Annotated in this window: 9 protein-coding genes; 3 read left to right on the top strand and 6 right to left on the bottom strand. The window is 73.7% G+C overall.

The features are described from left to right. Positions 1–143: 143 nt before the first annotated feature. From AB852_RS12480 to AB852_RS12455, 6 genes are all read right to left on the bottom strand, one after another. A complete protein-coding gene (locus tag AB852_RS12480) occupies positions 144–992 on the bottom strand; it encodes a hypothetical protein (RefSeq protein ID WP_073787022.1) in 849 nt (282 codons plus the stop codon). Beyond that, on the bottom strand, positions 989–1,402 hold the full coding sequence (locus AB852_RS12475) for a hypothetical protein (protein ID WP_143201221.1): 414 nt from the start codon (positions 1,400–1,402) through the stop codon (positions 989–991). Before AB852_RS12475 ends, AB852_RS12480 begins: the two co-directional genes overlap by 4 nt. Before the next feature lie 16 nt (positions 1,403–1,418). Then, positions 1,419–2,201: a class I SAM-dependent DNA methyltransferase gene (locus tag AB852_RS12470; protein WP_073787018.1), complete on the bottom strand. Its 783-nt coding sequence runs from the start codon at positions 2,199–2,201 to the stop codon at positions 1,419–1,421. Positions 2,202–2,254: 53 nt separating this feature from the next. Continuing rightward, a complete protein-coding gene (locus AB852_RS12465; protein ID WP_073787016.1) occupies positions 2,255–3,745 on the bottom strand; it encodes a YcaO-like family protein in 1,491 nt (496 codons plus the stop codon). Then, positions 3,742–4,776 (bottom strand): aKG-HExxH-type peptide beta-hydroxylase, encoded by a 1,035-nt coding sequence (locus AB852_RS12460; RefSeq protein ID WP_143201220.1) that lies wholly within the window; start codon positions 4,774–4,776, stop codon positions 3,742–3,744. The genes AB852_RS12465 and AB852_RS12460 overlap by 4 nt, the downstream gene beginning before the upstream one ends. A gap of 839 nt (positions 4,777–5,615) precedes the next feature. Next, the gene (locus AB852_RS12455; RefSeq protein WP_073787012.1) at positions 5,616–6,824 is read right to left on the bottom strand and encodes a PucR family transcriptional regulator; all 1,209 of its coding nucleotides are present in this window, start codon (positions 6,822–6,824) and stop codon (positions 5,616–5,618) included. 195 nt (positions 6,825–7,019) lie between these two features. Here AB852_RS12455 and AB852_RS12450 point away from each other — a divergent pair, with 195 nt between their 5' ends. The 3 genes from AB852_RS12450 to AB852_RS12440 are packed head-to-tail and all read left to right on the top strand — an operon-like array spanning position 7,020 to position 11,877. Beyond that, complete coding sequence (locus AB852_RS12450) at positions 7,020–8,576, top strand: GMC family oxidoreductase (RefSeq protein WP_073787010.1); 1,557 nt, start codon at positions 7,020–7,022, stop codon at positions 8,574–8,576. Further along, on the top strand, positions 8,573–10,285 hold the full coding sequence (locus AB852_RS12445; protein WP_073787008.1) for an aldehyde dehydrogenase family protein: 1,713 nt from the start codon (positions 8,573–8,575) through the stop codon (positions 10,283–10,285). The genes AB852_RS12450 and AB852_RS12445 overlap by 4 nt, the downstream gene beginning before the upstream one ends. 35 nt (positions 10,286–10,320) lie before the next feature. Beyond that, a complete protein-coding gene (locus AB852_RS12440) occupies positions 10,321–11,877 on the top strand; it encodes a long-chain-fatty-acid--CoA ligase (RefSeq protein WP_073787006.1) in 1,557 nt (518 codons plus the stop codon). Positions 11,878–11,882 lie beyond the last annotated feature (5 nt).

Here is an 11,882-nt window from a genome sequence, read left to right as displayed (position 1 = left end):
CCCCGCTGACAAGGGACGCCGCGTCCTGTCCCGCGTCCGACGAACGGCCTCGTGGGCCGGTGCGCCGTGGGAGCCGCATCGCACCCTTCCCGCCGCTCCGGCGGCGACAGCTGTCCCTGGCACTTCCGCCCGACCCGTGGCCGTCAGCCCAAGGGCCCCGGGAGCAGCGGCTGGGACGTGGCGAGGACGCACAGGCCCATCGACGCCGCCGAGAACGGCACGATGCGCAGGGGGCTCAGCAGCAGGAATCCCGAGTGCAGGACGAGGGCCAGGGTGAGGGTGGCGGGCCGGGGGAGCAGGCCGAGGACGGCGAGTCCCAGGAGGACTTCGCCGACGGCCGCGCAGACGGCGACGGCACGGCAGACGGAGCGCGGCGCGGGGTGGACCAGCAGGGTGCTCAGCGCGGCCGTACGCGGGAAGGGGACGAAGTCATGGCTGCCCGCGGCGGCCTGGGCAGCGTTGTAGGCGAGGTTGTCGATGAGGACGCCGCCGTCCATGAAATGCCGTGAGCGCAGCTTGCGTACCCCGGCGACCAGGTACAACTGCGCGGCGAAGAACGAAGCGGGCGGACCGGCCGCCGCCGTCCATGTCCGGCCGCCGAGGGCCCAGGCGCCGCCCGCCAGCACGAGACAGCCCGCGAGCAGCGCCAGGCACACGGCGGTGTACCGGTTGAGGCCATGGCGGCGGTCGGCGAGCAGCAGCGCCAGGACGACGGCGGCCCACCCGCCCAGGACCATGGCCGTGCCGCGCCCCGGGGCGAGCCCCGCGACGAGGCAGAGACCGGCCAGGACCGCGCCCGCCACGACCATGAGGTACGAGAGACGGCGGCGGGCGGCGAGCCCGGCGGCGGAGGTCCAACCGCGGCCGGGACGGTAGACCCGGCCGTCGGGACGGTGCCGGGTGACGGCGCGGGCGTCGGCCAGGACGACGGCGGCGTGCCAGACCACGGCGAGGGCGAGCATCAGCGCGGCGGTGAGTACGGGGATGCTCACGGGGCCGGGCGCAAGGCGTCGGCCAGCAGGCGCAGTTCGGCTCCGGCGGGCAGACGGGTCAGCCGCAGCCGGTGCTCCGCAGGTTCGTACCGCACCTCCCAGCCGCCGTCGGAGCCGATGATCAGTCCTCTCAACGGCAGTTCGAAGTCACCGTCGGCGAGGAGGGCGCGCAGTTCCGGGACGGTGAGGAAGTGGCCGCCCGGCGCGATCCGCAGCCGGTGCAAAGGCAGGACGGTGACGCTGCCGTCGTCCGACCACAGGAAGCCCTTGGACGAGCCGGAGTACATGGCCCAGGAGAACGGGCGGTTCGGGGAGATCCGTGCTCCCCAGAAGACGAAAGCGGCGAGCAGTACCACGCCGGCGGCGGTCAGCACGGGGGCGGCCCAGGCGGGCACGGTCCAGTCAGGCACGGTCGGGGGCGCCCGGTCAGCGCGCGGGCCGGTAGACCGACACGTGGTACGGGCAGCCGTCCCGGAAGGGTGCCCCGCCCCAACTCCCGTACCGCTCGCGCAGTTCCAGCCCGGCCGCCCTCGCCATCAGGTCCAGTTCACCGGCGCCCGCGTAGCGGAAGGCGACATGGATGTGCACATTGCCGCTTCCGTCGGCGGGTGTGATCGCGTAGTGCGAGTGGTAGCGCTGCGCGGCACTGTCGAACCGGCGGTAGAGCACGACCAGGTCGTCGCCCGTCTCGGGCACCACATGGCCGCGCGACCATTCCGCGCCGATCAGCACCTCGGGGACGATCGCGTCCAGCACGAACGCGCCGTCGTCGCCGATCAGCGCCGCCGCATGGCGGAAGCACCGCGACTGGTCCTCCTGGGTGGGGAGTTCGAAGAACGTCCCCCCGGCGAGGAAGACCACATCGACCGTGCGTCCGTCCGACGGCAGCCGGGTGAAGTCACCGATGGTCACCGGGATGTGCTCGCCGCCGGGCCGCGCCGCCAGCCGGGCCGCCATCTCCGGTGAGGCGTCGACGCCCTCCACGCGGACACCGCGCCGCGCCAGCGGCAGCGCGATCCGGCCGGTGCCCACGCCCAGTTCCAGCGCGGTACCGGACCCGGCGAGCCGCGCCAGGAGGCCGACGGTGTCGTTCGTCAGGCCCTTCCTGCCGAACCAGGTGTCGTAGCGGTCGGCGAATCGCCGCGCGTACGAGGCGGCCCCGGCGGGTTCCGCCGGGCCGGGGGCCTGAAGGGACACGGGCGCGGACATGGGGATCTCCAGTCTCCAGGGAGGTCGGACGGGAACGAGCGTGCGGACCGCGGTCAGCCGAGGGGGTGCGGAGGATGCCGCCGGGCGTTCCCGGCGGGGAGGGCGAGGGCCGCCCGGTCCGGTTCGTCGACGGGCATCCGGCGGGCGCCGGGGGCGATCACCCGCACCACCACCGCCCGGCCGCCGTCGGCCGCGGAGACGGAGGTGTCGACCTCGACGACGTCCTCGCCGGTCCGCTCGGCGAGCAGACGCGGGGCGGCCTCGGCGGGGCCGGGTGCTGTCACCCCGGGGTCCCGGACAGGATCGTGCCCCGCAGCCGAAGGGTTCCCGGAGGGACCACGTGCCGTCACCCGGAGGTCCCCGGCGGAACCACGTGCCGGCACCCGGGGGTCCCCGGCGGAGTCCGGCTCCGTCATCCAGGGGTCCTCGGAGGAATCGTGCGCCGTAGCCCGGGGTTCGGCGGCGGAAGCGCGTGCTGTCGACCGGGGTTCCCCGACGGGACCACGCGCCGTCGTCGTCCAGGGCTCCCCGGTGGCGCCGCGCAGCAGTGCGGTGAGACTGTCCTGGCGGTGGAAGGTGTGCAGGGCGTGCTCCAGCGGTCCGCTCGGCTGCCGGTCCGGCCCTTGCTCCCGCATCCGGGCCCACACGGTACGGGCGCTCGCGGTTCCCATGCTCCAGCGGACCATCAGCGCCTCACGTACGGCGGACACCGCGGCCGGGCCGAGCGCCCCGGAGGTGGCACGCGCCCCGAAACTCTGCCGGGTGCCGTCACTCGTGTGCACACAGGCCACCACGCACGAGATACCTCCGGGACCGGGCAGTACCAGGCACCGCTCCCGCAGCCCCAGCACGACGAGCACCCGCCGAAGCTCCTCGTCGAGCGGCGCGGGGCCTGGCGGCGAACGCCGGGGCGCGTCGGCGTACCAGGCGTGCCAGAACAGGTCCCGTTCGAGTATCTCCAGCACGGCGTGCTCCCGGGCCCGCGCGGCGGTGTCATGCGCGGCGAGCCCGGTGGAACCGGGCCGCAGCGGCGCCGGACAGCCGGCGGGCGGGCGATGCGCCAGGTACACCGCACACGCGGGGACGAGCACCTGACCGCCGCCGGTCAGCGAGGTGCCCGTGACCCACGGCATCGCCGCCTCCCGCAGATGAGTGAGCGAGCGCAACTCCGCCCAGGAACAGGGGTCCAGCGCGGCCGTGCCCCGGCGCCGCAGCGACGCGTACGACGCGACGACGGCCCCCTCACGCGCCCGGTGCCCGGACAGGACGTTGTGCATACGCTCCATCAACTCGCCCCGGGCCCGCCGCGCCACATCCGCGCGATCGGTGCCGGTGGCCGCCCCGATCAGGACCGTACGCCCGCCTGCCGCGTCGTTCGGCGTGAAGGCGCTGCTGCGCGCGGCGGTCCGGCCGAGCACGAACCGCGGCGCGTCGGGGAACGGCGACACCACCTGCACCGGCCAGACCGGGGACGGCCCCGGCTCGGCGGTACGGGCGGACCCGCCGGACCCCGCGGACCGGGGGAGGGGTTCGACCGCGCTCATGGCGCTCCCGTCGCGAAGACCGCTTCGGCCTGGTCCAACAGCTCGCGTCCGGCGTCGGTCAGGGCGCCGGCCCGGCCGCGCAGCGTGGCCGCGCCCCGGCCGCCCTGCTCCAGCAGGACGGCGTGCCGGTCACGGACGGCGGGTCCGTCCGGCAGCCGCCGGTACAGCAGCACACTGCGTGCCAGCACCGCGACCTGCTGGAACAGTCCGGCCAGTGGGCGTGGATCGGCGCGCAGCGGTGTGCTCGCCAACTCCTGCGCGCCGGAGGCCCGGAGGAACGCGGCGGAGGCGGCGGCCGCGTCGCAACGGTTGTGGGTGCCCTCGTGCACCAGCGCCTCCACGAGCCGGAACCGGCCCGCGAGCCCTTCGGTGCCCTGGTCGCCCAGTCGACGGCTGTTGACGAAGACAGCGCCGTGCACGGTGAAATCGGTGAACCCGTCGATCCCCCAGCCGCCCAGCAACGCCACCTGACGCAACGTCACCCGAAGTTCCGCGAGCATCTGCGGCCAGGCGGCCTGGAGGATACGGCACCCCTCCTCGAAGACCTCGTGCTGTTCCGCGCTCCAGTCGGTCACCTCAGCCGTACGCCCGCCCCGGGACCCGTCGGCCGGGGCGGGAGCCTGCCGCAGCGCGCGCCGGACGCTCTGTGCCAGATGGTCCTCGCCGGACGGCGCCAGATCCACGGCCCATCCGGTGCGCTTCTCCACGGACCGGGCACGGGCCTGGCTGCGCCGGGCGCGGAGCACCATCGCCCGCACCCGCTCCTCGGTCTGCTCCAGAGCGCCGGAGGCGGCCCCGCCTTCCGCTCCCGCGGCGGCAGGCGCCCCGGTGCGTGACTGCTCCAGGGCCGGTGTGGCCGTCCGCCGCGCCCGCTGCGTCCGGTGTGCCGTGGCGTGCAGCCCGGGATAGCGCAGATCGGTAGGTGTCCAGGTGCCGGCGGCGCAACCGGCGGCGGTGAGACAGCCTGCCACCAGCTCGTCCAGCCGGTCCTCGTCGCTCCTGGCCGACCCGGCGTCCGGCTCGATCCGCACACACCCTCCTGACAAGCCGTCCCAGTGGTCGATCCGCGTGATCCGCCCCGACCGGCAGGCCGGGCCGACGAGCACGGCCCGGCCGCCGTTCACCCGGTGATCAGTCCGGGACGTCGACCATCAGCGCGAACTCGGGGAGTTCCTCCCCGTCCACCGCCTCGATGTCCAGCTCACGTGCCTCTTCCATTTCCACGGAGTACTCCTTGTCCTCGGAGGAGGTACGGCCCTCACCGCGTGTGGCGAAGGCGCCCACCGACGGTGACAGTCCGGACGGGAGCTGAGCAACGCGCCCGCCGGACAATGCGACCGGCGCCGGCCCCGGCAGGTTCTCGACCGCTCGCGGCAGTCGCCGTCGTTCGCATGTGAACCGGGCACATTTCCCCGGCCTGCCACCCGTCTCATCGGCCACAGGAGTGCCCCGCCGACCCGCCGCCGCGCGGCCCGCGCATCCGGTGGCCCGCGCAGCCCCCGCCCAAACCCAAGTCTTCGGTCATCCGCCCATGGCCGGTACCCGTCCGGCTCCGGCCCACCCGGCGGGGGGCCGCCCCCGCTGTGCCGACGGTTCCGCGGCCGGTAGCGGAGAGGGCTCACGTCGAACGGCAGGGCCGACCGGTGAGGCGGGCCGCCGCGCGCGGCAGTTGGTTGCCCGGTCAAGGACCCCCGGGAACCGGGGAGGGCCCGACGGGAACCGGCCGTCCCCGACCCCCGGGAACCGCCCGCACCGGACCCGCACCCGCGCCGACCGGACCCGCTTCCCGCACCCGCGCCGACCCGCGCCGACCGGCCCCCCACCGGACCGCGCACCCGCCTCCCGCGAGCATCCGGTCGTCACGCCCCCGTCAGGCCCTCCCCGCCGCCCGGGGCCCGGTGCCGCCCGCCAGCCGTACCGCCCGCAGCGCGATGTACAGCTCGGCGGAGGAGTCCGCGTCCGTGGTGCGGCGGCCGGTCAGGGCGGCGATCTGGTTCAGCCGGTAGAGCACGGTGTTGCGGTGGCAGTGCAGCCGCTCGGCGGCGCGTGTGGTCGAACCGCCGGCCGTGAACCAGGTCTCCAGGGTGTCCAGCAGCAGGGTCTGCTCCGGCTCCGGCAGATCGCGCAGCCGCCCGAACACCGTACGGGTCACCTCCGCCGCGATGTCCGGTGAGGCCGCCGCCAGCAGGGCGATCGGTGAGCTGCCGTAGACATGGGCGCCATCGGTGCCGGGCGGCAGGCACTGGGCCGCCATCTGGGCCTCCCGCCAGGCGCTGGGCGCCTGCGCCGGGGACGCGAAGGGGCGGCTCACCCCGACCCGGGACACGGCCGACCGGGCCAGCTGCTCGGCGGCCGTCGTCGCCGCGTGCTCGTTCGGCAGCGCGAGCAGCCCGACCCGGCTGCCGATCTGCTGGATCCACTCCGAGCCGATCCCGGCGGACCGCAGCCGCGCGTCCACGGCGGGCAGCGGTTCGGTGCCGTCGTTGACCTCCGCGCACACCACCAGGAAGGGGCCCTGCCGGTCCAGCCCCAGCACCCGTACGGTCTCCCAGGCCCCCGCGCCGTTCCCGGCGCTGCCGTCGAGGAGGGTGGTGAGCATGACGCTGCGGGCGGCGGCGTCCCGGCGCGACTGCTCCTCCACGGTCGCCCGGTACGCCTCGGCCGCCGCGCCGGAGCACTCGTCGATCACCACCCAGATACCGGACGCCATGTGCAGCAGCTCGGTGGTGCTGTCCTCCGCCACGGCCATCACCAGCAGCCGGTCCCAGATGAACCGCCCGGCCAGCCGGAAGGCGTGCAGCAGGGCGGCCAGCGGAATGCCCCGCTCGGCTTTGAGCCGGCCCGCCGCGCGGGGCGCGTCCAGCGAGGTCGGCCGCCCCTGGAGCGCGGTGAGCAGCGTCCGCAGATTGTCGTGCACGGCGTCCCGCAACTGCTCATGGCTGAGCAGGGTGCTCTCCACGTACTGATGCTCACCGCTGAGGATCTCCGCGGTCAGCTCGTCCGTCAGCGGGTCCACCGACGCGAGCAGCCGGCCGACCAGCTCCGTGATGTGCGCGTCGGCGCCCAGCGCTGTCGTCATGGGACGAGGGTAGACCCTCGGCGATTGTGCGCGGGCACAAAGACCGGCCGGTTACTCCCGCCCACCGCCTATGGCGGTGCACCGGTATCACGGCAAACATTCCGGTCATCGACGTTCCCCTCGATCCCTCCATGTGGCGCCCGCACAGTCGCCCGGAGGTCAGGGGACGGATCAGAGCCGGCCGAAGGAGATCGGATGAACACCTACGACTACGTCGTCGTCGGGGCAGGATCAGCGGGCTGTGTCCTGGCCGCCCGGCTGTCCGAGGACCCCGGGACGCGGGTGGCGCTGATCGAGGCGGGCGGTGCGGACACGGCCCAGGACATCCATGTGCCCGCGGCCTTCAGCAGGCTGTTCAAGAGCGACCTCGACTGGGACCTCGACTCCGAGCCCGAACCGGGCATCGGCGGGCGCCGCGCCTATCTGCCGCGCGGCAAGGTGCTCGGCGGATGCAGCTCGATCAACGCGATGATCTACATCAGGGGCAATCGCGCGGACTACGACGGCTGGGCGGCGGCCGGTGCCGAGGGCTGGTCGTACGACGACGTCCTGCCCTACTTCCGCCGCTCCGAGGACAACACGCGCGGCGCGGACGCCTTCCACGGCACGGGCGGTCCGCTGACCGTCTCCGACAGCCGGTCGAACCACCCCCTGGTCACCTCGTTCGTCGAGGCGGCCGTCAAGGCGGGACACCCTCGCAACGACGACTTCAACGGCGGCAGCCAGCTCGGCGTCGGCCCCTATCAGCTCACCCAGCGCGACGGACTGCGGTGCAGCACCTCCGTCGCCTTCCTCCACCCGGCCCTGGAACGGCCGAACCTCACGGTGGTGACCGGGGCCCGCGCGGACCGGGTGGTGATCGAGAACGGCCGGGCCACCGGGGTGGAGGTGACCCGGGACAGCGGGACCGAGGTGATCACCGCCGGACGCGAGGTGATCCTGTCGGCCGGGGCGTACGGGTCCCCGAAACTGCTGATGCTGTCCGGGATCGGACCCGCCGCCGCGCTCACCGCCCTCGGTATCGAGGTGGTGGCCGATCTGCCGGTGGGCGAAGGACTCCAGGACCACTACATGACGATGCTGAACTTCCGCACCGACACGGAGTCCCTGATGACGGCGGCCAGCCCGGACAACGCCGCCCTCCTCCAGGGCGAGGGACGCGGCCCCCTCACCTCGAACGTCGGCGAGGCGGGCGGCTTCTTCCACAGCCGCGACGGCCTCACCGCCCCGGACCTGCAATTCCATATGGCCCCCGTCCTCTTCCACCAGGAAGGACTCGGCGCCGTCACCGAGCACGGCTTCGCCTTCGGGCCCTGCGTCCTCGCACCGACCAGCCGCGGCCGGGTGACCCTGCGCTCCGACCGCCCGGACGCCGCGCCCCGGATCACCCACAACTACCTGACCACCGACGAGGACCGCGCCGCCCTCGTCGCCGGAATCCGGATCGCCCTGGACATCGCGGCCCAGGCCCCGGCCGCCGAGGTCATCACCGGCCCCTACGACGTCCCGGACTCCGACTCGGACGCCGATCTGCTCGCGTGGGCCCAGCGTTCGGGCATGACGCTCTACCACCCGACATCGACCTGCGCCATCGGCCCCGTCGTCGACCCCCGGCTGCGGGTGCACGGAGTGGAGGGGCTGCGGGTCGTCGACGCCTCCGTCTTCCCCTCGGTCCCCAGGGCCAACACCAACGCGCCCACCGTCATGGCCGCCGAGCAGGCCGCCGACCTCATCAAGGGAGCCGCGCGATGACCACCTCCGCACCCGCCGCCGACCGGCTGGCCGAGGCCGACCGCGCCGTCGCCGACCTCGTACGGGGCGAGTCCGCCTGGGCCGCCCTCGGACTCGCCCGCCGCCGCGAACTGCTGGAACGCGTCCACACCGCCGCCGGTGAGCACGCGGCGGCCTGGGTGCGCGCCGCCGCCGCGTACAAACGGCTCCCCGACGACAGCCCGCTCACCGGCGAGGAGTGGATCACCGGCCCGTACCCCGTACTGACCGGCACCGGGGCGCTGGCCGCGAGCATCCGGGCACTGGAGGCCGGACGGAGCCCCGTCGACGCGTTCACCACCCGGCCGGCCCCCGGCGGACGGGTCGCCGTACGGGTCCTGCCGCACAGTGTCTACGACCGGCTGCTGCTCAGCGGGTTCAGCGCCGATGTCTGGATGCCCCCGGGCATCACCACCGACGAGATCCGCGACCGGGCCGGACTCGCCCTGCGCAGGCCGAAGGAGACCGGCGGCGTCGGCGTCGTCCTCGGCGCCGGGAACATCACCTCCATCCCGGTCCTGGACGTGCTGTACGAGCTCTACGCCCACAACCGGGTCGTCGTCCTCAAGCTCAACCCGGTCACCGACGGACTGCTCACCGTCTTCCGCGCGGTACTGGCCCCGCTGATCGACGCCGGCGCGGTCCGGATCCTGACCGGCGGGGCCGACATCGGCACCCATCTCGTCCACCACCCGGACGTCGGCCATGTCCATATGACCGGCAGCGCCGTCACCCATGACGCGATCGTCTTCGGCACGGGCGCCGCGGGCGCCGACCGCAAACGCGCAGGCACCCCGCTGCTCGACAAGCCCGTCACCAGCGAACTGGGCGGCGTCTCACCCACCCTCGTGCTCCCGGGGAACTGGTCCGACGCCGATCTCCGCTTCCAGGCGGAACACGTCGCCACCCAGCGGCTCCACAACGGCGGCTACAACTGCGTCGCGAGCCAGGTCGTCGTCCTCAGTTCCGGGTGGGCGCAGAAGGACCGCTTCCTGGCCCATCTGCGGGCCGCCCTCGCCAAGGCCCCGGCCCGCCCGGCCTACTACCCGGGCAGCGACGACCGGGTCGCCCAGGCACTCACCGAGTACGCCGGAGCACGCCGGATCGGTGACCGCGTCCTGATCGAGGACCTCGACGCCCGGGACCCGGGACCGGCGCTGACCACCGAGTACTTCGCCCCGGTGCTGGGCGTCCTCGAACTGCCCGGCGACCCGGCCGCCTTCCTGGACGACGCGGTCACCACCGCGAACGAGCGGTTCGCCGGAACCCTCGGCGTCAATCTCATCGCCCACCCCCGTACCCTCGCCGCCCTCGGCCCCGCGCTGGACGAGGCGATCGCCCGGCTGCGCTACGGGACGGTCGCCGTGAACGCCTGGACCGGCGTCGGCTATCTGACCGCCACCGCGAGCTGGGGCGCCTTCCCCGGGCACACGGTCGACGATGTGCAGAGCGGGATCGGTGTGGTCCACAACGCCCTGCTGCTCGACGGTCCGGAACGCACGGTGGTACGCGGGCCGTTCCGCCCCGCCCCCCGCTCGCTCCTGCACGGCGAACCGTCACTGTCCCCGAAGCCGCCGTGGTTCGTCACCAACCGGACCGCCGCGACCACCGGACGGCTGCTCAGCGGCTTCGCCGCCGCGCCCCGCTGGTCGGCCCTGCCGGGGATCTTCGCCTCCGCGCTGCGCGGCTGATCCCCGCCCGTACCCCGCCGATCTGGAGGAACCCCATGCTCAACCTGGCCGTTCTGCTGGAGGACACGGCCCGGGAGCACCCGGACCGGGACGCGCTCGTCCTCGACGGGACCCGGCTGACGTACGCGGAGGTCGACGCGGCAGCCGGCCGGGTCGCCGCGGGGCTCGCCGCCCGTGGCGTCGGCCCCGGCGACCGGGTCGCCCTGAGCTGCCCCAATCTGCCGTCCTTCCCCGTCGTCTACTTCGGCATCCTGAAGACCGGGGCGACGGTGGTGCCGCTGAACGTGCTGCTCAACGCCCGTGAGATCACCTACCATCTGCGGGACTCGGGGGCGAAGGCGTACTTCTGCTTCGAGGGCACCGGGCAGCTGCCCATGGGCGAGGCGGGCCGGGCGGCGTTCGAGGCGGTGCCCGGCTGCGAACACCTCATCATGATCACCGCCGATCCGCGGGGCACCGCCGCCCCCGGGGAGCCGCCGACCCTGGCGGACCTCACCGCGGGCACCCCCGACGGGTTCGACACCGTGCCCACCCGGGAGACGGACACGGCGGTCGTGCTCTACACCAGCGGTACGACCGGCAGCCCCAAGGGCGCGGAGCTGACCCACAGCAACATGGTGCAGAACGCCCTGCTGGCCAATCGGCTGTTCGGCACCACCCCGGACGACGTGCACCTGGTCGCGCTCCCGCTCTTCCACTCCTTCGGCCAGACCGTGCAGCTCAACGCGGGCTTCGCGAGCGGCGCGAAGGTCGTGCTGCTGCCCCGCTTCGAACCGGGGGCGGCGCTGGCCGCGATGGAACGCGAGCGGGTCACCTTCTTCGCGGGGGTCCCCACGATGTACTGGGCGCTGCTGACCCATGAGGCGGCCGACCGCTTCGATCTGGAAGCCATCGCCGGGAATCTGCGGATCAGCGTCTCCGGCGGGTCCGCCCTGCCGGTCGAGGTGCTGAGGGCGTTCGAGGAACGCTTCGGGATACCGGTCCTGGAGGGGTACGGGCTCTCCGAGACCAGTCCGGTCGCCACCTTCAACCGCAGGGACCGGCCGCGCAAGCCCGGTTCGGTCGGACATCCGGTGTGGGGGGTGGAGATACGGATCGTGCGGGACGACGGATCGTCGGCCGCGCCGGACGAGCCCGGGGAGATCCGGGTCCGCGGCCACAATGTGATGAAGGGCTATCTCGACCGGCCGGAGGCGACCGCGGCGGCGATCGACCCGCGGGGCTGGTTCCGTACCGGTGACATCGGCCGCCGCGACACCGACGGCTTCGTCTTCATCGTCGACCGCACCACGGACCTCATCATCCGCGGCGGCTTCAATGTCTATCCCCGTGAACTGGAGGAGATCCTGCTCACCCATCCGGAGGTGAGTCTGGTGGCCGTGGCCGGGGTGCCGCACCCCAGCCACGGCGAGGAGGTCAAGGCGTATGTCATCCGCGCACCGGGAGCCACCGTCACCGAGGAGGAACTGGTCCGGTGGTGCAAGGGGAACATGGCCGCGTACAAGTACCCCCGGATCATCGAGTTCCGTGACTCCCTCCCCATGACCGCGACCGGGAAGATCCTCAAACGGGAGCTGTCGGCACCGCGCTGAACGCG

The sequence above is a fragment of the Streptomyces uncialis genome (assembly GCF_001905345.1).
Classification (GTDB): Bacteria; Actinomycetota; Actinomycetes; order Streptomycetales; family Streptomycetaceae; genus Streptomyces; species Streptomyces uncialis.
The sequence above is the reverse complement of the archived record's forward strand: the minus strand, read 5'-3'. Positions and strand labels throughout refer to the sequence as shown.